This is a genomic window from Vibrio sp. D417a (genome assembly GCF_030248595.1).
GTDB lineage: Bacteria > Pseudomonadota > Gammaproteobacteria > Enterobacterales > Vibrionaceae > Vibrio > Vibrio alginolyticus.
Genome location: NZ_JAHGAM010000003.1, coordinates 39,094 through 60,850 on the forward strand (window position 1 = coordinate 39,094; position 21,757 = coordinate 60,850).

Consider the following 21,757-nt stretch of genomic DNA (forward strand, 5'->3'; position numbering starts at 1 on the left):
ACTGTTATGGCTAAAAATTCAATGAAAGCACGTGAAGCAAAACGTGCGAAGCTAGTAGCTAAGTTCGCTGAAAAGCGTGCAGCGCTAAAAGCTATCATCAGCGATGTAAACGCATCTGAAGAAGATCGTTGGAACGCGGTTCTTACACTGCAATCTCTTCCACGTGATTCAAGTGCATCACGTCAGCGCAACCGTTGCAACCAAACTGGTCGTCCACACGGTTACCTACGTAAGTTCGGTCTAAGCCGTATTAAGGTTCGTGAAGCTTGCATGAAAGGCGAGATTCCGGGTCTTCGTAAGGCTAGCTGGTAATTGCCACTTAATCATTTGGAGTAAATCATATGAGCATGCAAGATCCGATTTCGGATATGCTGACCCGCGTTCGTAACGGTCAGGCAGCAAACAAAGTTGCTGTAAAAATGCCTTCTTCAAAGCTTAAAGTTGCAATTGCTGCACTACTAAAAGCTGAAGGTTACATCGTTGACTTCGCTGTTGAAGGCGAAGCAAAACCTGAGCTAGAAGTTACACTTAAGTACTTCCAAGCTAAACCAGTAATCGAGCAACTTAAACGTGTTTCTCGTCCAGGTCTACGTGTTTACAAGAAGAAAGATGAACTTCCTTCTGTAATGGGTGGTCTTGGTATTGCTATCGTTTCTACTTCCAAGGGTCTTATGTCAGACCGCGCTGCACGTAAAGCAGGTCTTGGTGGTGAAATCATCGCTTACGTAGCTTAATAAGGAGTAGACTATGTCTCGTGTTGCAAAAGCACCTGTCGCTATTCCAGCTGGCGTAGAGGTGAAACTAAACGGCCAAGAAATCACTGTAAAAGGTGCGAAAGGCGAACTAACTCGCGTTCTTAACAACGCAGTTGTAATCGCTCAGGAAGAAAATAACCTGACTTTCGGTCCTAAAGAAGGTGTTGCTAACGCATGGGCTCAAGCAGGTACTGCTCGCGCTCTAGTTAACAACATGGTTGTTGGTGTTACTGAAGGCTTTACTAAGAAGCTAACTCTTAAAGGTGTAGGTTACCGTGCTGCTATCAAAGGCAACGCTGTAGGTCTAACACTAGGCTTCTCACACCCAGTTGAGCACGAGTTGCCAGCGGGTATTAAAGCTGAATGTCCAAGCCAAACTGAAATCGTGATCACTGGTGCTGACAAGCAACTAGTTGGTCAAGTTGCGGCTGACATTCGTTCTTACCGTGAGCCTGAGCCATACAAAGGCAAAGGTGTTCGTTACGCAGATGAAAATGTGCGTACTAAAGAAGCTAAGAAGAAGTAAGGTAACACTATGGATAAGAAAGCATCTCGCATCCGTCGTGCTACACGTGCACGTCGTAAGATTGCAGAACTGGGTGCGACTCGCCTAGTTGTACACCGTACTCCTCGTCACGTGTACGCACAGGTTATCGCGGCTAACGGCTCTGAGGTTATCGCAGCAGCTTCTACTGTAGAAAAAGCGATCCGTGAGCAAGTGAAATACACTGGTAACGTTGATGCAGCTAAAGCAGTGGGTAAAGCTATTGCTGAGCGCGCTCTAGAGAAGGGCGTAACTGCAGTTGCATTTGATCGTTCTGGTTTCCAATACCACGGTCGAGTAGCGGCGCTAGCAGAATCTGCTCGCGAAGCTGGTCTGAAATTCTAAGGTAGGGTTGGAAGATGGCTAAAGAACAACAAGTTCAAGCGAATGATTTGCAAGAAAAGCTAATCGCAGTTAACCGTGTTTCTAAAACGGTTAAAGGTGGTCGAATCATGAGCTTCACTGCACTAACAGTAGTTGGTGACGGTAACGGTCGTGTAGGTTTCGGTTACGGCAAAGCTCGTGAAGTACCTGCAGCGATTCAAAAAGCAATGGAAAAAGCGCGTCGTAACATGACTACGATCGCTCTAAACGAAGGCACTCTTCACCACCCAGTGAAAGGTCGCCATTCGGGCTCTAAAGTTTACATGCAGCCTGCTGCAGAAGGTACTGGTGTTATCGCAGGTGGTGCGATGCGTGCAGTACTAGAAGTTGCTGGTGTACACAACGTACTATCTAAAGCGTACGGTTCTACGAACCCTATCAACATCGTTCGTGCAACGATCGATGCACTAGGTAGCATGAAGTCACCAGAAATGGTTGCTGCTAAACGTGGTCTAACTGTTGAATCTATTTCGGAGTAAGAACACCATGGCAACTATTAAAGTAACTCAAACTAAAAGCTCAATTGGTCGTCTGCCAAAGCACAAAGCTACTTTGCGCGGTCTAGGTCTTCGTAAAATCAACCACACAGTAGAACTTGAAGATACTCCGTGTATTCGCGGTATGATCAACAAGGTTTACTACATGGTTAAAGTTGAGGAGTAATCAGAATGCGTTTGAATACTCTAGCACCGGCTGCTGGCGCGAAAACTTCTGCGAAGCGAGTAGGTCGTGGTATCGGTTCAGGCCTAGGTAAAACTGGTGGCCGTGGTCACAAAGGTCAAAAATCACGTTCTGGCGGCAGTGTTCGTCCAGGTTTCGAAGGCGGTCAGATGCCTCTGAAACAACGTCTACCAAAATTCGGTTTCACTTCTCGTAAGAGCCTAGTGTCTGCTGAAGTTCGTCTAGCTGAGCTAGCGAAAGTTTCTGGTGACGTAGTTGATCTAAACAGTCTTAAAGCTGCTAACATCATCACTAAGAACATCGAATTTGTAAAAGTTGTTCTTTCTGGTGAAATCAACAAAGCAGTGACTGTTAAAGGTCTACGTGTGACTAAAGGCGCTAAAGCTGCAATCGAAGCTGCAGGCGGTAAAATCGAGGAATAATCTCGAGGAACGAGGTACAGATGGCTAAGAAACCAGGACAAGATTTTCGTAGTGCTCAGAGCGGCTTAAGTGAACTAAAGTCGCGCTTGTTATTCGTAATTGGTGCACTTTTAGTATTCCGAGCCGGCTCTTTTGTGCCGATTCCTGGTATTGACGCTGCTGTACTTGCCGATTTGTTCGAACAGCAAAAAGGTACCATCGTTGAAATGTTTAACATGTTCTCCGGTGGTGCTCTTGAGCGTGCATCTATATTAGCATTGGGCATCATGCCGTATATTTCGGCATCTATTGTTGTCCAATTGCTAACTGTAGTTCATCCAGCGTTAGCTGAACTCAAAAAAGAGGGTGAAGCAGGCCGTCGTAAGATAAGCCAATACACACGCTACGGCACGCTTGTACTTGCAACCTTCCAAGCTATAGGTATTGCAACTGGCCTACCAAACATGGTCGACAATCTGGTTGTTATCAACCAAACCATGTTTACGCTAATTGCTACCGTAAGTTTAGTAACCGGTACCATGTTCTTGATGTGGTTAGGTGAACAAATTACAGAGCGCGGAATTGGTAACGGTATTTCGATACTGATTTTTGCAGGTATTGTTGCTGGATTGCCTTCTGCAATCGGTCAAACAATCGAGCAAGCGCGTCAAGGTGAATTGCATGTACTTCTTCTGTTGCTAATCGCGGTATTAGCTTTTGCAGTAATTTACTTCGTTGTTTTCATGGAACGTGGTCAACGCCGAATCGTCGTTAACTATGCGAAACGTCAACAAGGTCGTAAAGTGTTTGCTGCGCAAAGCTCGCACTTGCCTCTTAAAATTAACATGGCAGGTGTAATTCCAGCGATTTTTGCATCAAGTATTATCTTGTTCCCAGGAACATTGGCTCAGTGGTTTGGTCAAAACGGTGAGAGCAGCGCGTTCGGTTGGTTAACTGACGTGTCTTTGGCTCTTAGCCCTGGTCAACCGTTGTATGTAATGCTTTATGCAGCAGCAATTATCTTCTTCTGTTTCTTCTACACGGCGTTGGTTTTCAACCCGCGTGAAACAGCAGATAACTTGAAGAAGTCTGGTGCATTCGTACCCGGTATCCGCCCAGGTGAGCAGACAGCGAAATACATTGATAAAGTAATGACACGTTTAACCCTTGCTGGTGCACTGTACATTACCTTTATCTGTCTGATTCCCGAGTTCATGATGGTCGCGTGGAACGTACGTTTCTACTTCGGCGGTACATCGCTACTAATCGTAGTTGTTGTAATTATGGACTTTATGGCACAGGTACAGACTCATCTGATGTCTCAACAGTATGATTCTGTGTTGAAGAAAGCGAATCTGAAAGGCTACGGCCGTTAATCCGGCGGTAGACTCAGTTTCATTTACGGAGTTTAGCAATGAAAGTTCGTGCTTCCGTTAAAAAAATCTGCCGTAACTGTAAAGTAATCAAGCGTAACGGTGTCGTTCGCGTGATTTGCAGTGAGCCAAAGCACAAACAGCGCCAAGGCTAATTAGCAGAAATTTTTACTTGAAAATGAAGGTTGGGTCGAGTATATTCCTCGGCCTACCTTTTGCGTGCAAAAGAAGTAGTATTCCGCAGCGTATCCATAACGGGCTTTGCTGCGGCTAATTCTTTTATAGAAACACTTAGGAGTGAATAATGGCCCGTATAGCAGGCATTAACATTCCTGATCAGAAACATGCAGTAATCGCTCTAACAGCGATCTACGGCATCGGTAAAACTCGCTCTCAAGCTATCCTAGCTGAAGTGGGTATTGCTGAAAATGTTAAGATCAGTGAACTAACTGAAGAGCAGATCGATCAACTGCGTGATGGTGTAGCTAAGTACACTGTAGAAGGTGATCTACGTCGTGAAGTATCTATGAACATCAAGCGTCTTATGGACCTTGGCTGTTACCGTGGTCTTCGTCATCGTCGCAGTCTACCACTACGTGGACAGCGTACTAAAACCAACGCTCGCACCCGTAAGGGTCCGCGTAAGCCGATCAAGAAATAATCGGGAAGGTAGAGTACAATGGCTAAACAACCAACTCGCGCTCGTAAGCGCGTACGCAAGCAAGTTGCAGATGGCGTTGCGCACATCCATGCTTCTTTCAATAACACAATCGTAACCATTACTGACCGTCAAGGTAACGCTCTTGCATGGGCTACTGCAGGTGGTTCTGGTTTCCGTGGTTCTCGTAAGTCTACTCCGTTCGCTGCACAGGTTGCTGCTGAGCGTTGTGCTGAAATGGCTAAAGAATATGGCCTAAAGAACTTGGAAGTTATGGTTAAGGGTCCTGGTCCAGGTCGCGAATCTACTGTTCGTGCACTAAACGCCGCTGGTTTCCGCATCACAAACATCGTTGATGCTACACCAATCCCTCATAACGGTTGTCGTCCACCTAAGAAACGTCGCGTATAACGTTTCTAGGACAATTGGAGAAGAATCATGGCAAGATATTTGGGTCCTAAGCTGAAGCTTAGCCGTCGTGAAGGCACTGACTTATTCCTTAAGTCTGGTGTTCGCGCGATCGATACCAAGTGTAAAATTGATAACGCACCAGGTGTACACGGCGCTCGTCGCGGTCGTCTATCTGAGTATGGCGTTCAGCTTCGTGAGAAGCAAAAAGTACGTCGTATGTACGGCGTTCTAGAAAAACAATTCCGTAACTACTACAAAGAAGCTGCTCGCCTAAAAGGCAACACTGGTGAAAACCTACTTCAGCTTCTTGAAGGTCGTCTTGATAACGTAGTTTACCGCATGGGCTTTGGCGCAACTCGCGCAGAAGCACGTCAGCTAGTTAGCCACAAAGCTATCCTAGTAAACGGTAAAGTTGTAAACGTTCCTTCTTTCAAAGTAGCGGCTAATGACGTTGTTTCTATTCGCGAGAAAGCTAAACAGCAAGCTCGTATCAAAGCAGCTCTAGAAGTTGCTGAACAACGTGAAAAACCAACTTGGATTGAAGTAGATGGTGGCAAGATGGAAGGTACATTCAAGCGTATGCCTGAGCGTTCTGATCTATCAGCTGACATCAACGAACAATTGATCGTCGAGCTTTACTCTAAGTAAGGTTTAAACTAAAGAGAGGACACAATGCAGGGTTCTGTAACAGAATTTCTTAAGCCACGTCTAGTTGACATCGAACAAATCAGCTCGACTCACGCAAAAGTAACTCTTGAGCCATTAGAGCGTGGCTTTGGTCATACTCTGGGTAATGCACTTCGCCGCATCCTTCTATCTTCTATGCCAGGTTGTGCTGTAACAGAAGTAGAAATTGAAGGCGTACTTCATGAGTACAGCACGAAAGAAGGCGTTCAAGAAGATATTCTTGAAATTCTTCTAAACCTTAAAGGTTTGGCTGTGCGCGTTGCCGAAGGCAAAGATGAAGTGTTCATTACTTTGAACAAATCAGGCTCGGGCCCTGTGGTTGCAGGTGACATCACCCATGATGGTGATGTAGAGATCGCTAACCCTGAACACGTAATTTGTCACCTAACGGATGACAACGCTGAGATCGCAATGCGTATCAAAGTTGAACGTGGTCGTGGTTATGTTCCAGCTTCTGCGCGTATCCATAACGAAGAAGACGAGCGTCCTATCGGTCGCCTACTAGTAGATGCTACTTACAGCCCAGTAGACAAAATTGCCTACGCTGTAGAAGCAGCTCGTGTAGAACAGCGTACTGATCTAGACAAGCTTGTTATCGATATGGAAACAAACGGTACTCTAGAACCTGAGGAAGCAATCCGTCGTGCAGCTACAATCCTAGCTGAACAATTGGATGCATTCGTAGATCTTCGTGATGTACGAGTTCCTGAGGAGAAGGAAGAGAAGCCAGAATTCGATCCGATCCTACTGCGTCCTGTAGACGATCTTGAACTAACAGTTCGCTCTGCTAACTGTCTGAAAGCAGAAGCGATTCACTACATCGGTGATCTAGTACAACGTACTGAGGTTGAGCTACTTAAAACGCCTAACCTTGGTAAAAAATCTCTTACTGAGATTAAAGACGTACTTGCGTCACGTGGTCTGTCTCTGGGCATGCGCTTAGAAAACTGGCCACCTGCATCAATCGCTGAAGATTAATCGATACTAGTTAGAAGGATTAGGTCATGCGCCATCGTAAGAGTGGTCGTCAACTCAACCGCAACAGCTCACATCGCAAAGCGATGTTCAGCAACATGGCTAGCTCTCTAGTACGTCATGAAGTTATCAAGACTACTTTGCCAAAAGCAAAAGAGCTACGTCGCGTAGTTGAGCCTTTGATTACACTAGCTAAGACTGACAGTGTTGCTAACCGTCGTCTAGCATTTGCACGTACTCGTGACAACGAAGTAGTTGCAAAACTATTTAACGAACTAGGTCCACGTTTTGCTGCTCGTCAGGGCGGTTACACTCGTATCCTAAAAGCTGGCTTCCGTGCTGGTGATAAAGCTCCAATGGCTTACATTGAGCTTGTAGATCGCCCAGCTGCTGAAGAAGCTGCTGAGTAATCAGTTCGTAAGAACGAGAAAGCCGAGCATTAGCTCGGCTTTTTTGTATCTGTAATTCAGTAAACCTTTATATCCAGCCTGCATTTATTTCAACCCATGCAGACTGGCAATTTAAAAAGTGATTATCACTTGCGCTTATTTACTAGTATTCCACAACCCGCCCAACGAACTTAGAAGCCCTTCGCTAGCGCCTTGCTTGTTCAAGTAATCCAAGATTACTGGAGCAAACTGACTGATCATAGATGGGTCTAAACCTAACGTATCGAATGCACTTTTTACTGCACTGATATTCTCAATATTTCCTAGTAAGCTTTGTGCCCCTTGCAAGTTTGAAAGTCCAGGAATCAAAGACTGTAATTCACTACTATTTTCTTGCGAAAGCTGGCTTTGAGCCAAAGCGAGTAGCGCACCACTGCCTCCGGCTGCTTGCTCAGTGGATACTGGTAATTGGCTAGTTAGCATGTCTGTTAATGGAGATGACTCGGTGTTCAAGCTGCTGCCGACCATGTCCATCAGGCCACTTTCTTTACTTTTTTGAGTGACTGAATCTAAGAATGCGTGCGCACTACCAATGTTGATTGATAGGAGTGCTAGAGTTAGGAGTGTTTTACGCATAGTACCTCCAAAGGTTGAGCGTTTTTTAAAAGTGATTTTATTTTTAAAGGCTATCAGAGTGAAAGGTTCAGAGGTGAGAAAGTCTATTCAGTTTAGACAAAAAAACGGCGCTAGTGCGCCGTTTTATTTAATCATAATTGAAAATGGTTTCAATTAGATAATATCTAATAGTTCTACTTCGAAAACTAAAGCTGCAAATGGAGGGATAGCCGCACCAGCGCCACGCTCACCGTACGCAAGATCTTGTGGTACGTATAGCTTCCACTTAGAGCCAACAGGCATTAGTTGTAGTGCCTCTACCCAACCTTTGATTACACCTGTAACAGGGAATTCAGCAGGTTGACCGCGAGATACAGAGCTATCGAATACAGTACCATCAGTTAGCTCACCGTGGTAGTGAACGCGAACTGAGCTTTCTGCTGTAGGAACTGCACCAGTACCTTCAGAAATGATTTCGTACTGAAGACCAGAGTCTAGAACGTTAACTTCAGGTCGTAGAGCGTTGTCTTTTAGGAACGCTTCGCCTTCTGCTGCCGCAATTTTTGCTGCTTCTTGGCGAGCTGTTTCTGCACGAGTGTGAAGTTCTTGTAGTGCTTTGTTGATTTCATCAATTTCGATTGATGGCATGTCACCAGTTAGTGCTGTTGCAATACCTGCTGCGATAGCATCAACGCTAAGACCTTCAAGACCAGAGCCTGCAAGTTGCTGACCCATTTGCAGACCAATGCCGTAGCTTGCTTTTTGTTCTGCAGTTTCAAATTTAATTTCAGACATGAATGTCGCTCTTATTAGGAGTGATAAAGGTAACAGGATATCAGTTTCGAGCTTAGGTTTAAATGATTGCGACTGAATGCTTAAATGAGGCGGCCAGGTTGTGACTTATCTCTTACTCCAAGTGAAATTTCTGCTAATTTAATCCCAATTCCATTTTAGTTTGGTGAAAAACATATACTCTCCGCGTCGGTATTTTTATACTGACCGTAGAAGTATTAAGGGACTCATTACAATGAATCGTCGCAGAAAGAAAAAGCAGCAAGTCGACTATGTCGAATTGGTTAAACAAAAATTCGCTGCTATCGACTGGAAGCAGCCGTTCAACAAAGAGCAATGGTTGGAGCGTATACAGCCTGTTAAGCAGTTTTGGTTGCGTCTGCCTAAATTTCATCAGCGTGCTTTGATGGTCTTAGTGCCATTGATTCTGGTACTCCTTGTCATTCCTTTGCCAAATAAAACAGATCAACCAGTTGAGCAGACTGAGGTCGATCATCAACGCGTAGCGATTGAGCTGAACGCGCAGAGTTTAAGCCAGCAGAGAACCTCTCAGAACTCTGGACCGAAATCTGAAGACTGGAAAGAGTACACGGTTAAAAATGGTGATACATTAGCGCAGGTTTTCAGAAGTAATCAGCTCTCTATGGCGGATCTTAGCGCTCTGGTCAAAATAGAAGGCAGTGATAAGCCGCTAAGCCAAATAAAGCAGGGACAATTGATTCGCTTTAAGCTTAGTGACGAAGGTGAGTTAGATATGCTACAGCTGGAAAAAAGCGGGCGGTCCGTTATGTTTTTCCGTTTATCGGATGGGACCTTTGGACGTAACAAGTAAACGCTTCAAATGAAAAGACGCGAAGATATCGCGTCTTTTTAGTCAGTTTTTCATAGCGATTAGTTTTCATAGTAACCAATCGAGTTGAAGCTTATAGCGCTACGGATTCTTTCCGCATATCCACATGAGGGATACCATCTTCAAGATAGCACTCTGAGATAACATTGAATCCATGACTAGCATAAAACTGGATGAGGTGTTCTTGAGCACCTATATCTATTGTCTGTCCTGGCCATAATGTTTCGCATTGTGCCAAGGCCTTGTCCAATAACTTATGACCTAAGCCACCGCCTCGCGCGGTCTGCTTTGTCACCACTCGACCAATACTCACATTGTCATACGTAGTGCCTGCGGGCAGTAATCTTGCGCAAGCAACCAGTTCATCACCGTGATAGCCTATTAGATGATAAACACCTTCCAGCGTGTCCTTACCATCCAGTTCAGGATAAGGGCAGGTTTGTTCAACAACGAATACATCCACACGCAATTTCATCATTTCATACAGCTGTGTGGTTGTTAGCTGAGCAAAGGGCAAAGTAATCCAAGTGAGCATGTTGTTATCCGTAGTGAGAATAGAGTGACTGACTTTACTTTGTTTTGAGCTCATACTCATTAACAAAGGTTAATTAGCACTGGTTTTCCCACCAAATCTGGTGATAATGTGCCCTCTTTCCATCTCACCTGAGGATATCCCCGTGAGCAAACAAACATTCGATCAAGTTGGGCTGAACCCAGCGTTACTCGCCACACTTGATTCCCTGAACTATACCCACATGACGCCAATTCAAGCTTTGAGCTTGCCTGCAATCCTAAAACATCGTGATGTCATCGGGCAGGGTAAAACGGGCTCAGGTAAAACCGCTGCATTTGGTTTAGGGGTTTTATCGAACCTCAACGTCAAACGCTTTCGTGTCCAGTCATTAGTATTGTGTCCAACACGTGAGCTTGCAGACCAAGTAGCGAAGGAAATTCGTACTTTAGGTCGCGGCATTCATAATATTAAAGTGCTTACTCTCTGCGGTGGGATGCCAATGGGGCCACAAATTGGTTCGCTGGAGCATGGTGCGCATATTCTAGTTGGTACACCTGGTCGTATTTTGGATCACCTTGAGAAAGGCCGAATTGATCTTAGCGAACTGAATACCTTGGTGCTAGATGAAGCTGATCGCATGTTGGACATGGGTTTCCAAGACGCATTAGATGCAATCATCGATGCAGCGCCAAAGCAGCGTCAAACTCTACTTTTCAGTGCTACTTTTCCAGAAAAAATTGAGCAAATTGCGCAGCGTATAATGCAGACACCGGAAGTGATTAAGGTGGAATCGACGCATGATACCTCAAGCATTGCGCAGTACTTCTATAAAGTTGAAGGCTCGGAAGCACGTGATGAAGCGTTGGCGAATTTGCTGCTGACTCACCAACCAGAGTCCGCGGTGGTTTTTTGTAATACCAAAAAAGAAGTTCAAAGTGTCGCAGATGAGTTGCATCACAAAGGATTCAGCGTTATCGATATCCATGGGGACTTAGAGCAGCGTGAACGCGACCAAGCATTGGTGCAGTTTGCTAACAAGAGTGTGTCTATCCTTGTTGCAACAGACGTTGCGGCGCGTGGTTTGGACGTTGATAATCTTGACGCTGTCTTTAACTTTGAGCTATCGCGCGATCCTGAGGTTCATGTGCACCGTATTGGTCGTACAGGTCGTGCGGGTAGTAAAGGTTTAGCGTTCAGCTTTTTTGGTGAGAAAGACGGTTTACGTGTAGCTCGTATTGAAGAATACCTAGAGATGGACGTGGTACCAGCAACATTGCCTGCCAAATCAAATCAGCAGCCATACCAAGCGAAAATGGTGACGATTAACATTGATGGCGGTAAGAAACAGAAAGTACGACCGGGTGATATTTTAGGTTGTTTGACAGGAAAAAATGGTATTCCAGGCTCTCAAGTCGGAAAGATTCACCTGTTCCCTGTGCGCGCTTATGTTGCCGTCGAAAAATCTGTGGCTAAAAAGGCTCTACAAACCATTAGTAACGGCAAGATGAAAGGGCGCCAGTTCCGGGCGCGAATTCTTAAATAGCTCAAATAGCAGAGAAAAAGCTCTTCGTTTGAAGAGCTTTTTTCTTTTTTGAGTTTATTTGAGAGTGTGATCTTTGGTTAAGCGTGCTTTGATTCGACTCAAACTGATTGGCGTAATGCCCAGGTAGGCCGCAATTTGACTATCGGTAATACGTTGCTTTAAATCTGGGTAATGAGCGCAAAATAATTGATATCGTTCCTCTGGAGAGTAGAGCAACATAAAGCGTTCTTTATTCTCTTTATTAACCAGTTGGTTTTCGAGTAGCTTTAAGTAAATGGCGTGCTTTTCTGCTCGCCAGTGATGCAACGTTTCAATTGGCAAGCAAAATAGCTGACAAGCGCTCAGCGTTTCCAATAAGTAAGGCGAAGGTTGGTCCTTTATTATGCTCTCAAACCCGATAACCCAGTCCTTCTCCCAATAAAATTCTTTACTGAATTCTTTGCCGTGCTCCGTGAGATAGCTTGCGTGGCATAACCCCTCAATGATGAAGTAAAGGTGTGAGCTCAACTCTCCTTGGTGATTAAGAATGTGGCGTGTAGGCAGTTCGAGCAACTCACCATTTTCAATAAGTTGGTTTGCTTCTGTCTCTAAAAAGCCATGATTGACTAAGTCTGAAAAAAGATCGCTGTGCATGTGATAACTCGGAAACGGTTTTCTTTATTTTAACGGGTTTTATTGATAACAAAAAAGCGGCTCATGAGAGCCGCTTAGTGTTGCTGTCAAATCAACCTTATTTATTCAGATCGATTTGATAAATTGCGAAACCAATGTCGTCTGTTGACACGCGTTTCATTGGGTATTGTCCTTTCTCTTTGATGAACTGCGCCGCTTTATCGCTAGGGGAGGTTTCGAAACGAATATCTAGCTTGTTATCGGACTTAATCGGTGCGAAAGACCAGTTGTTGTCAGCGCTTGGTGTCACTTCTCCTTTTTCTTCACTCACGCGAGAAATATAAGTGGCGACGACAGAGCGGTTTTCATCTGGTGCGTCAAATGCAATGAAATCTGGGCCTGTACCAGGGAAAGTATTGCTATAAGCACGGTAGTTATTGGTTGCGATGATGAAATCTTGCTTCGGATTGACAGGCTTACCATTGAACGTCAGATTCACAATACGCTGAGAATCTGGATTAATCACTTTACAATCCGCATCGTACTTCGGCGGTTGGGTAACGTCGATTTGGTAGTTAACCCCATCAATAACATCGAAGTTGTAAGTACGGAAATTATCCCAATCAATCAAAGATTGCGGTTTAGGATTGTTGATGTCGATGTGGTTGAATTGACCCGCACTGCACTCTAGCCATTCGCGAACTTCTTTACCTTTCACTTTCATCGCAACCAAGGTGTTTGGGTATAAGTAAAGATCGGCCGCATTACGGAAGGTGAGCTGACCGGATTCGACTTCTGTAAAGTTATTCGGATCGTTCTTACGACCGCCGACTTTAAATGGTGCTGCCGCACTCAGTACTGGAATGTCAGAAAGGTCTGGGTCGCCTTGAATAAAGCGTTCTACGTAGTCTTTCTGAGCAAGGTTAACGATTTGAATGGTGGGGTCGTCCTGCACTAATGCCAAGAAGCTGTACATGACATCATTTGCTTTGCCGATTGGTTGGTTTACAAATTCACGAGTGCCTTTGTGATCTTCTTCTAACGCTTTCACAATATCTTCATCGGCTTTAGCTAATGACTTCTTATTTACTTTATCGAAGATAGGGCGTGCTTCTGCTTGGCCTTCGACGACTTGCCATCTGCCGTCTTTCTCTTTCAGCATCAAATCCATCACACCTACGTGACTTCCCCAGCGGCCCGGCATCACGGACGTTACACCATTGATGGTCCCTTTATCTATATCAACACCAGGTAGGTTTGCGAAGTCTTTCCCTGGGAAGACGGCGTGAGAGTGGCCAAAAGCAATCGCATCAATACCTTCAACTTCTGTGAGGTAGTAAACAGAGTTTTCAGCGCCTAGCTTGTATGGATCAGTAGAAATGCCCGAGTGTGGAATCGCCACAATCACGTCTGCGCCTTCTTTCTTCATTTGAGGAATCAGTTTCTCTGCTGTTTCCTTAATGTCTTTAGCAAAGACTTTGCCTTCTAAGTTTTTCTTATCCCACACCATAATTTGTGGTGGTACAAAGCCGATGTAACCCACTTTTATTTGATGCGCTTCGCCGTTTGTGTCTGTAAATGTGTGAGTTTTGATGAGGTAAGGCTTGAAGTAATGCTCACCGGTTTGTTTATCAAATACGTTTGCATTGATGTAAGGGAAGTTTGCCCCCTTCAACGTCGTTTGTAGGAAATCTAAGCCATAGTTGAACTCATGATTGCCAATGTTGCCCACATCGTAGTCTAGCTTGTTCATCGCTTTGTAGACTGGGTGCACGTCGCCGGGATTAATCCCCTTTGCCGCCATGTAATCGCCCATTGGGCTGCCCTGAATTAAATCGCCGTTATCTACTAGTACCGTGTTTTCTGCCTCAGACTTAGCCTGTTTCACTATTGTCGCAGCGCGACTTAAACCGATTTGCTGTGATGGTTGGTCTTTGTAGTAATCGTAATCCATCACGTTGGTGTGAATGTCGGTAGTTTCGATAATACGAAGCTTGATGGTATCGGCCATTGCTGGGCCAGCAAGCGTTAGCATGCCACTTAATACTGCGAGGGAAATAGGATGAACTGCCACTTTCATTTGGTGCTCCAATTCAATGATAAGGGGAAATCGTACTGCGTAATGTATCAAACACAGATGCAACTCGATGATAAAGATACAGAAAACTGTGAACATTAATCAGTTTACTGAACCTTATTTATATTAACCGCCGACTTTTTCACGCTTTTGAATGAGACCAAACAAAAACTTCTTAGCAGATTTTTGAATAAAAAATGAAATTTTAGAATTTCAGGTAATATAAACGCCCCGCCATAATGCTTGCATAACGATATCAATGGACGATGAGCAAGCACATGGCAACGAACGATTCAGTCACTTCTTTTCCTAAACCAAAGCCCTGGTTAGTTTCTGACAACCCAGTCGCTGGTGTTACTCGTTTTGCAAAGCAATCGCTACAGCCTGGTGAAGTTGCCTTAGTAGGTGCAGGACCAGGCGATCCTGAACTTCTGACGGTGAAAGCACTGAACTGCTTGCAGCAAGCTGACGTGGTTTTGTACGACTACTTGGTGTCTGAAGAAATCATGGCATTGATTCCAAGCGATACGATTTTGGTGTGCGTTGGGAAGCGAGCTGGGCATCACAGTGTGCCGCAGGAGAAGACGAATCAGCTTTTGGTGGATTTTGCCAAGCAGGGCTACAAAGTAGTGCGCATTAAAGGTGGGGATCCGTTTGTATTCGGTCGTGGTGGTGAAGAGTTAGAAGTGCTTGCTGATGCCGGCGTTCGTTTTCAAGTTGTCCCTGGCATTACCGCAGCAGCTGGCGCAACCGCTTATGCTGGTATTCCACTGACTCATCGTGATTATGCGCAATCGGCCATCTTTGTGACTGGCCACTTGAAAGAAGAAAGTGATGAGATGGATTGGTCCACTTTGGCGCGTGGGAATCAGACTTTAGTGATCTACATGGGGCTGATGAAATCACACTATATTCAGAATCAACTCATTAAGCATGGTCGTTCAGCGTCGACTCCGATTGCCATTATTGAGCGTGGCACGCAGATTCAACAAAAAGTATTTACGGGAGAACTCTCCCAACTCTCTGATTTATCGAAGGAAGCACAGTCGCCATCTTTGATTGTTGTCGGAGAGGTAGTGCGACTGTCTCAAAAGTTAGACTGGTTTTTGTCTAGTACTGAATTCAACAAAAGTGCTATTGCCAACTCCATATAATTTCAGACCAAAGATTAGAGACGTAATGCGCCTTCAAGCTTAAAAAGGAAATACAAAACATGGACCAACAACGTTTAACTCACCTTAAACAACTCGAAGCGGAGAGTATCCACATCATCCGTGAAGTTGCGGCTGAGTTTGATAACCCAGTCATGATGTATTCGATTGGTAAAGACTCATCAGTGATGCTGCACCTTGCGCGTAAAGCTTTTTACCCAGGTAAGATTCCATTTCCATTGCTGCATGTTGACACCGATTGGAAGTTCCGCGAGATGATTGAATTTCGTGATCGCACCGCGGCCAAATACGGTTTTGAGCTTTTGGTACATAAGAATCCAGAAGGTCTAGCCATGGGCTGTAGCCCGTTTGTTCATGGTTCTTCTAAGCACACTGACATCATGAAGACTCAAGGCTTAAAACAAGCGCTGAACAAGTACGGTTTTGATGCTGCCTTTGGTGGTGCGCGCCGCGACGAAGAGAAATCACGGGCGAAAGAGCGCGTGTATTCATTCCGCGATAAGAACCATACATGGGACCCTAAAAACCAACGTCCTGAGCTATGGAAGACGTACAACGGTCAGGTTAATAAGGGTGAGAGCATTCGTGTATTCCCACTGTCTAACTGGACTGAGCTTGATATCTGGCAATACATCTATTTAGAAAACATCGAGATCGTGCCGCTTTACCTCGCGGACAAACGCCCAGTTGTTGAACGCGATGGCATGCTGATCATGGTGGATGATGATCGTATGGAGCTTCAACCGGGTGAAGTGATTGAAGAGAAGAGCGTGCGCTTCCGTACCCTTGGTTGTTATCCATTGACCGGGGCCATCGAGTCTGAAGCAAACACTTTAACTGGCATTATCGAAGAGATGCTGGTGGCAACGTCGAGTGAGCGCCAAGGCCGAGCGATCGACCACGATCAGTCAGGATCGATGGAGCTTAAGAAACGTCAAGGTTACTTCTAAAGGATCTAAGGAAAGATAATGAACAGTGCAGTTGAAGCTCAATTAGCCGAGCTTGGTATCGAAGGCTATTTAACACAACACCAGTACAAGTCGTTACTTAGATTCTTGACTTGTGGCTCGGTGGATGACGGTAAAAGTACATTAATCGGTCGCTTACTCCATGACTCAAAACAAATTTATGAAGATCAGCTAGCGGCAGTGCACTCAGACAGCCAACGTGTGGGCACCACGGGTGAAAAGCCTGACCTTGCGTTGTTGGTCGATGGCTTACAAGCTGAGCGCGAGCAGGGGATCACGATTGATGTGGCTTACCGCTATTTCTCGACGCAGAAACGTAAATTCATCATTGCAGATACTCCTGGACACGAGCAGTACACACGTAACATGGCTACAGGTGCATCGACATGTGACTTAGCTGTGATTCTGGTTGATGCACGTAAGAGCATTCTCGATCAAACTCGTCGTCACTCTTTCATTTCCAACCTGTTGGGTTTGAAGCACTTTGTTGTGGCGATCAACAAGATGGACTTAGTGGATTACTCCCAAGAGCGCTTTGAAGAGATCCGCGACGAGTATTTGAAGTTCTCTGAGAATCTGACAGGGGATATTGATATTCAAATCATCCCGATCTCAGCGCTTGAAGGGGACAATGTGGTGGATAAAGGCCAAAACCTGACTTGGTTTAAAGGCCCATCATTGCTTGAGCTTCTTGAAACGGTCGATGTGGATCAAGAAAAAGGCGCGGGTGAATTCCGCTTCCCTGTGCAATACGTTAATCGCCCTAACCTCGATTTCCGTGGTTTTGCGGGGACCATTTCTTCTGGTTCGATCAAAGTCGGTGATGCCATTAAAGCATTGCCATCGGGTAAAACGTCAACTGTGGCACGTATTGTGACCTTTGATGGTGATATCGAAGAAGCTCGTGCCGGATTAGCTGTCACTCTGACGCTAAGCGATGAGATCGATATTAGCCGTGGCGATTTGATTGTTCTAGATAATGCTCAAGTGGAAACCACAAACCATTTGCTTGCCGATGTGGTGTGGATGACAGAGCAACCCCTGCAACCGGGTCGTGACTATGACATCAAAATCGCAGGTAAGAAAACCGTAGGTCATGTTGAAGCGATTCGTCATCAATATGACATTAATAATCTCTCGACTCATAGCTCGGCAGAGCTGCCATTGAATGGTATTGGTTTGTGTGAATGGTCTCTTAATGAGTCAGTTGCGCTGGACAATTATCAAGACTGTGCAGATACCGGTGGCTTTATCATTATCGATCGTCTGACAAACGTGACGGTTGGTGCCGGCATGGTTAAAGAGAGCCTCGCCGTGGTTGAGCGCGATCTGACGGACATCTCTGCGTTTGAAGTTGAGCTTAATGCGCTTGTCCGTAAACACTTCCCACACTGGGAAGCAAAAGACGTCAGCCAGTTTCTGAAAAAGTAACTGGCTTACCCAAGTACGATAATTTCAGGCTCTGTCTGCTGTTGTACTTGGGGCGTCGCTACCTAACTGAATTGCGAAATGTCGTTAGGTATTCTCCTAATACCAGAATGCTTCGGTGGAGCCCAAGAAAACCGAGCATTCTGATGTTCTTTTCGCTTGCGCTGATTTTTGTCTGTTTACTCGTTTGTCGGTGTTTCATGGATAAATGAGTCGTTGTTGTGCCCTTTGGGGCTATTTGGTAAGGAAAGGCTATGTGGGAACAAGGGTTTGTGTTAGCGATTTTGCTTGGCATTATCACTTGCTTGCTTGTCACGAAAATTAAGCCTAGTTACGTCTTTGCGGGTGCCGCTTTTATTGCATTCATGGCTGGGATGATGGATTCAGCCACTATCGCATCCAATTTTACCAACTCTTCATTGTTAACCCTGGTTCTATTGATTCTTGCATCCTGTGCTCTAGAAAAAACACTGCTGATCAGTTGGGTGAGCCGAAGTATCTCTGAGGGCCAGTTAGGCAGCGTGATTGCTAAGCTCGGTGTATCGACCGCCTTGCTCTCTTCATTTACGAATAATACCGCTGTGGTTGTCTCATTGATTGGGGCGATTAAGCGTAATCAGCAGCATGCACCTTCGAAATTACTTATTCCCTTGTCTTACGCCGCCATTTTTGGTGGCACGTTAACTTTGATTGGTACGTCGACTAACTTAATCATCAACAGCTTTGTCGAAGACGCAGGCTTACCGAGCCTGAGCTTTTTTACACCTACGATGATAGGTTTGGCTGTGCTGGTGGGAGGGATGCTGATTCTTATCCCGCTCAGCTACTTGCTACCGAATTATGATGATCAAAACCAAGAAGATTTACCTTACTTTCTTGAGTCTCGCGTTGAGCCAGGCTCACCGCTAGTTGGGCGTACGATCAGCGAGAATAATTTACGTGCGCTGCGCAAACTGTTTCTTGCAGAAGTGGTGCGCGATGGTGTTACTGTTTCTTCTGTGGGACCGGATTTTGTGCTCAATGCAAAAGACCGCCTGTTATTTTGTGGCGATGTTGAGAGCGTCGCGACCCTGCAAGAAATTCCGGGCCTCAAGTTGTTTGGTCAGCAGCACTTAAATGGGCAAAACTTTATCGAAGTTGTGGTGAGCTCGTCGGCGACATTTTGCTACAAAACCCTCAAAGAGAGCCGATTCCGCGACCGATTCGATGCCGTTGTTGTGGCGATTCGCCGAGGCCACGAACGCCTAGAAGGTGGCTTGGGTAGTATTACCTTAGCGCCAGGAGACACGTTAGTTCTAGTTCCAGGAAAGCGTTTTGAGTCTGAACGCCGAGCTCATCGTAAAGAGTTTGTTTTAGTGCATGACTTGGACTCTAGCGCTCGGCTTGATACGAATAAGTCTTCCATTGTATTACTGGGCTTTGCAGCCGTAATTGGATGCGCTCTATTAGAGTTAGTGCCGATTATTAAAGGTCTAGCTGCGTACCTTATCGCGCTTATTGCGTTTGGTATTGTGCAGATTTCAGAACTGCGCCGCCGTTTTCCGATCGATATCGTCGTGATTGTCGGTTCCGCTTTGTCTATTGCTCAACTGATGATCTCTTCTGGATTATCAGAACGAATGGGAGTGATGTTTATTGAAGCGTTTAATGGCTGGGGAGTATTTGGTGCCTTGGTGGCGACTTATATCATGACATTGGTACTCACTGAATTGGTGACAAACAATGCCGCGGCTGCGCTTTCTTTTCCTATCGGCTATAGCATGGCGGTGGGTTATGGCGTGGATCCGATGCCATTCATCATGGCGGTTTTGTTCGGCGCGAGTGCGAGCTTTATCTCTCCCTACGGTTACCAAACTAACCTGCTGGTGTACAGCGTAGGAAATTACAAATTGACCGACTACGTGAGAATTGGAGTGCCAATTTCGATTGTGTACTCTGTATTAGTACTTACTTTGATCCCGGTCTTTTTCCCGTTTTAATTCCGATATTTACAAGGATACGTTATGACTGCCGAAACGACGGTAAAAGATGAAAACATTGTTTGGCACCAGCATTCGGTTGATAAACAGTTTCGTGCTGAATTAAAGAAGCAAAAACCTGCCGTATTGTGGTTCACTGGTTTATCTGGAGCGGGTAAATCAACCGTAGCAGGGGCGTTGGAAAATCGCCTTGCAGCATTGGGTTACCACACCTATTTATTGGATGGTGACAATGTACGGCATGGTTTGTGTAGCGATTTAGGTTTTTCTGAACAGGACCGTCGCGAGAACATTCGTCGCATTGGTGAACTGGCGAAGTTGATGGCAGATGCGGGTTTAATTGTTCTGTCGGCGTTTATTTCACCGCATCGTGCAGAGCGGAAGTTAGTGCGCGATTTATTGCCAGAAGGCGAGTTTATCGAAGTGTATGTCAATGCATCTCTAGAGGTTTGCGAAGGTCGAGATCCTAAGGGTTTATACCGTAAAGCCCGTGCGGGAGAGATTCCTAATTTCACTGGTATTGATTCGGAATATCAAGCGCCAGAGAAGCCTGAAATCGATTTGCCCGCGGGAGAAAAGAGTGTCGATGAGCTGGTGGATTTGTGCTTAATCGATCTTAAACAACGCGGTGTGATCCGATAAAAAAGCATTTAGATCATAGGTGACCTAAAGCTCTTTGAGCAGCTTGAGAAGTATTTGGATCATAGGTGATCAAATGCTTCTCAAGCTGGCTAGACGGTATGATGAACCGTACTTTTAGCTTCACTATGGACACTAAACCTATGATTTAACAGTGCAAGCATCTGATCGTAGTATTCGGCATGTGGTTTGTTTCCGAGTAAGGTACAGAGCTCATTACCTGTCGGTGTGAAGCGGTAATATAAAAGGCGGACACCTTTACTGTTTACGTTCAGTGACAAGTTTTTACCTTGGTAGGTGAGGACCAACGGTGTCTCGATACTAATTTCGCCAGATTCAAGTTCGGCACTGTGCAGCAGCCCTAATTCAATTAAGAGCAACAAGCTTGAATACGGCAGTTGAAAACTTCCCATATTTAGGCTGTTAGCGACGTCTCGCTTGCCGAAGCTAAATATGCCTCCTTGGGCTTTGTAACCAATCAGCAGTTTTCTGCTGTGATCCCCTCCAAAACTGCACGCTAAAGAGGCGGCTCTTTGCAGAGTTTGTGCTTCCTTTGGTGACATATCCTTGAGGGTTTTCAACGCTTTCATGGATGTTGAACCCGGATTGGTCACTTCACGCTTCATCACTTGAGCCCATAGCTTTTGCATCGCGCTGTTATGGATGTCTTGAGCCATCTCAAAAAATCGATGCAACCAATCTTGGTCTGGCTCTCCCGCTGTCTCATCTCGGCATGAACTGTGCGCTAATTTTAAAATCTGTTCTAAGTTTTTTTGTCGCTGTTCTTGGCGTCGTTGCTCTCGCAATTGGGCTCTTTCAAACGCAGATTTGGCTGGCGGTTCGGTTTGCAGTAAGGCGTCAAGACCGTGTATTTGGGCTATGGTTTTTACCTTACTAGCACTGTCTTTTATGTAGCCTTGTTTCTTTTCTTGTTGCGTATTTTTTTTTGTGTCTGACTGATGTTCGATGACAACAGGTTGCTTTGTCGGGTCTGCCATTCGTTTTCCTACCAAGAACTGCGCGGTTCGCACGTTTAAATTTACACCTTATCTGACCAAGCGACCAGACAGGAGTTCTCAGTTTTTGAACGAATAGGGCTATTCAAAATGATAATGAGTTGTTAAAATTGTTATCGTTATTTTGGAGGGGCTATGAAGTTCTCAGAAGCAGGTAAACTCAAAAAGCACCTGTCGATAGCGTTTCTTTTGGTTATTTATGTGGGCGTATTAGCGTATTTATCTCGTTATATCGTTTAGCACAAAGCTAAAAAAGGCGCCAGTGTGACGCCTTAGGTGTAGCGAGGCTTATCG

Annotated in this window: 27 protein-coding genes; 21 read left to right on the forward strand and 6 right to left on the reverse strand. The window is 45.3% G+C overall.

Annotated features, from left to right (window positions below):
• Positions 1–6 precede the first annotated feature (6 nt).
• The 14 genes from rpsN (at position 7) to rplQ (ending at position 7,279) form a co-directional block, all read left to right on the forward strand.
• Positions 7–312 carry a 30S ribosomal protein S14 gene (gene rpsN / locus KI742_RS02520; RefSeq protein WP_004410442.1) on the forward strand — a complete coding sequence of 102 codons (306 nt, stop codon included), beginning with the start codon at positions 7–9 and terminating at the stop codon, positions 310–312.
• Positions 313–341: 29 nt separating this feature from the next.
• Positions 342–734, forward strand: a complete 393-nt coding sequence (gene rpsH / locus KI742_RS02525; RefSeq protein ID WP_005379572.1) for a 30S ribosomal protein S8 — start codon at positions 342–344, stop codon at positions 732–734.
• Positions 735–747: 13 nt separating this feature from the next.
• Positions 748–1,281 carry a 50S ribosomal protein L6 gene (gene rplF / locus KI742_RS02530; protein WP_005379570.1) on the forward strand — a complete coding sequence of 178 codons (534 nt, stop codon included), beginning with the start codon at positions 748–750 and terminating at the stop codon, positions 1,279–1,281.
• 9 nt (positions 1,282–1,290) lie between these two features.
• Positions 1,291–1,644, forward strand: coding sequence for a 50S ribosomal protein L18 (gene rplR / locus KI742_RS02535; protein ID WP_005379568.1), 354 nt, complete (start codon positions 1,291–1,293; stop codon positions 1,642–1,644).
• Between the two features lie 14 nt (positions 1,645–1,658).
• Complete coding sequence (rpsE, locus tag KI742_RS02540) at positions 1,659–2,162, forward strand: 30S ribosomal protein S5 (RefSeq protein ID WP_004745894.1); 504 nt, start codon at positions 1,659–1,661, stop codon at positions 2,160–2,162.
• Between the two features lie 7 nt (positions 2,163–2,169).
• Entirely contained in the window at positions 2,170–2,346 is a 177-nt protein-coding gene (gene rpmD, locus KI742_RS02545; RefSeq protein ID WP_005379565.1) for a 50S ribosomal protein L30, read from the forward strand.
• Between the two features lie 5 nt (positions 2,347–2,351).
• Positions 2,352–2,786 carry a 50S ribosomal protein L15 gene (gene rplO, locus KI742_RS02550; RefSeq protein WP_005383155.1) on the forward strand — a complete coding sequence of 145 codons (435 nt, stop codon included), beginning with the start codon at positions 2,352–2,354 and terminating at the stop codon, positions 2,784–2,786.
• Between the two features lie 20 nt (positions 2,787–2,806).
• Positions 2,807–4,141, forward strand: coding sequence for a preprotein translocase subunit SecY (secY, locus tag KI742_RS02555; protein WP_005379562.1), 1,335 nt, complete (start codon positions 2,807–2,809; stop codon positions 4,139–4,141).
• A gap of 38 nt (positions 4,142–4,179) precedes the next feature.
• On the forward strand, positions 4,180–4,293 hold the full coding sequence (rpmJ, locus tag KI742_RS02560) for a 50S ribosomal protein L36 (protein ID WP_000868186.1): 114 nt from the start codon (positions 4,180–4,182) through the stop codon (positions 4,291–4,293).
• Between the two features lie 149 nt (positions 4,294–4,442).
• Entirely contained in the window at positions 4,443–4,799 is a 357-nt protein-coding gene (gene rpsM, locus KI742_RS02565) for a 30S ribosomal protein S13 (RefSeq protein ID WP_005383154.1), read from the forward strand.
• 18 nt (positions 4,800–4,817) lie between these two features.
• On the forward strand, positions 4,818–5,207 hold the full coding sequence (rpsK, locus tag KI742_RS02570; protein WP_001118870.1) for a 30S ribosomal protein S11: 390 nt from the start codon (positions 4,818–4,820) through the stop codon (positions 5,205–5,207).
• Between the two features lie 27 nt (positions 5,208–5,234).
• Positions 5,235–5,855, forward strand: coding sequence for a 30S ribosomal protein S4 (gene rpsD, locus KI742_RS02575; RefSeq protein WP_005383146.1), 621 nt, complete (start codon positions 5,235–5,237; stop codon positions 5,853–5,855).
• 24 nt (positions 5,856–5,879) lie between these two features.
• Positions 5,880–6,872, forward strand: a complete 993-nt coding sequence (locus tag KI742_RS02580; RefSeq protein ID WP_005383143.1) for a DNA-directed RNA polymerase subunit alpha — start codon at positions 5,880–5,882, stop codon at positions 6,870–6,872.
• A 26-nt stretch (positions 6,873–6,898) separates the two neighbouring features.
• Positions 6,899–7,279 (forward strand): 50S ribosomal protein L17, encoded by a 381-nt coding sequence (rplQ, locus tag KI742_RS02585; RefSeq protein WP_005383141.1) that lies wholly within the window; start codon positions 6,899–6,901, stop codon positions 7,277–7,279.
• A 135-nt stretch (positions 7,280–7,414) separates the two neighbouring features.
• Here the strand turns inward: rplQ and KI742_RS02590 are convergent, their stop codons facing one another.
• Together KI742_RS02590 and KI742_RS02595 are read right to left on the reverse strand one after the other, a co-directional pair.
• A complete protein-coding gene (locus KI742_RS02590) occupies positions 7,415–7,894 on the reverse strand; it encodes a DUF2780 domain-containing protein (protein ID WP_017820297.1) in 480 nt (159 codons plus the stop codon).
• Between the two features lie 153 nt (positions 7,895–8,047).
• Positions 8,048–8,668: an FKBP-type peptidyl-prolyl cis-trans isomerase gene (locus KI742_RS02595; RefSeq protein ID WP_005383137.1), complete on the reverse strand. Its 621-nt coding sequence runs from the start codon at positions 8,666–8,668 to the stop codon at positions 8,048–8,050.
• Between the two features lie 232 nt (positions 8,669–8,900).
• On the opposite strand from KI742_RS02595, the gene KI742_RS02600 reads away from it, so the two are divergent.
• Complete coding sequence (locus KI742_RS02600; RefSeq protein ID WP_017820296.1) at positions 8,901–9,497, forward strand: LysM-like peptidoglycan-binding domain-containing protein; 597 nt, start codon at positions 8,901–8,903, stop codon at positions 9,495–9,497.
• A 91-nt stretch (positions 9,498–9,588) separates the two neighbouring features.
• Here KI742_RS02600 and KI742_RS02605 read toward each other — a convergent pair whose 3' ends face one another.
• Positions 9,589–10,050, reverse strand: a complete 462-nt coding sequence (locus KI742_RS02605) for a GNAT family N-acetyltransferase (RefSeq protein ID WP_167415719.1) — start codon at positions 10,048–10,050, stop codon at positions 9,589–9,591.
• A gap of 142 nt (positions 10,051–10,192) precedes the next feature.
• Here KI742_RS02605 and dbpA point away from each other — a divergent pair, with 142 nt between their 5' ends.
• A complete protein-coding gene (dbpA, locus tag KI742_RS02610; protein WP_005379583.1) occupies positions 10,193–11,572 on the forward strand; it encodes an ATP-dependent RNA helicase DbpA in 1,380 nt (459 codons plus the stop codon).
• Positions 11,573–11,626: 54 nt separating this feature from the next.
• Here the strand turns inward: dbpA and KI742_RS02615 are convergent, their stop codons facing one another.
• Positions 11,627–12,205, reverse strand: a complete 579-nt coding sequence (locus KI742_RS02615; RefSeq protein ID WP_033906009.1) for a Crp/Fnr family transcriptional regulator — start codon at positions 12,203–12,205, stop codon at positions 11,627–11,629.
• A gap of 97 nt (positions 12,206–12,302) precedes the next feature.
• Positions 12,303–14,264 (reverse strand): 2',3'-cyclic-nucleotide 2'-phosphodiesterase, encoded by a 1,962-nt coding sequence (cpdB, locus tag KI742_RS02620; protein ID WP_167415650.1) that lies wholly within the window; start codon positions 14,262–14,264, stop codon positions 12,303–12,305.
• Between the two features lie 275 nt (positions 14,265–14,539).
• On the opposite strand from cpdB, the gene cobA reads away from it, so the two are divergent.
• From cobA to cysC, 5 genes are all read left to right on the forward strand, one after another.
• On the forward strand, positions 14,540–15,415 hold the full coding sequence (gene cobA, locus KI742_RS02625; RefSeq protein ID WP_167415651.1) for a uroporphyrinogen-III C-methyltransferase: 876 nt from the start codon (positions 14,540–14,542) through the stop codon (positions 15,413–15,415).
• Between the two features lie 59 nt (positions 15,416–15,474).
• Positions 15,475–16,383: a sulfate adenylyltransferase subunit CysD gene (cysD, locus tag KI742_RS02630; protein ID WP_005379592.1), complete on the forward strand. Its 909-nt coding sequence runs from the start codon at positions 15,475–15,477 to the stop codon at positions 16,381–16,383.
• 18 nt (positions 16,384–16,401) lie between these two features.
• On the forward strand, positions 16,402–17,832 hold the full coding sequence (cysN, locus tag KI742_RS02635) for a sulfate adenylyltransferase subunit CysN (RefSeq protein WP_285385112.1): 1,431 nt from the start codon (positions 16,402–16,404) through the stop codon (positions 17,830–17,832).
• 251 nt (positions 17,833–18,083) lie between these two features.
• Complete coding sequence (locus KI742_RS02640) at positions 18,084–19,808, forward strand: SLC13 family permease (RefSeq protein ID WP_005379596.1); 1,725 nt, start codon at positions 18,084–18,086, stop codon at positions 19,806–19,808.
• Positions 19,809–19,832: 24 nt separating this feature from the next.
• Positions 19,833–20,450 carry an adenylyl-sulfate kinase gene (gene cysC, locus KI742_RS02645; RefSeq protein WP_085569688.1) on the forward strand — a complete coding sequence of 206 codons (618 nt, stop codon included), beginning with the start codon at positions 19,833–19,835 and terminating at the stop codon, positions 20,448–20,450.
• 89 nt (positions 20,451–20,539) lie between these two features.
• Here cysC and KI742_RS02650 read toward each other — a convergent pair whose 3' ends face one another.
• Entirely contained in the window at positions 20,540–21,445 is a 906-nt protein-coding gene (locus tag KI742_RS02650; protein WP_005379599.1) for a TIGR03899 family protein, read from the reverse strand.
• Positions 21,446–21,757 lie beyond the last annotated feature (312 nt).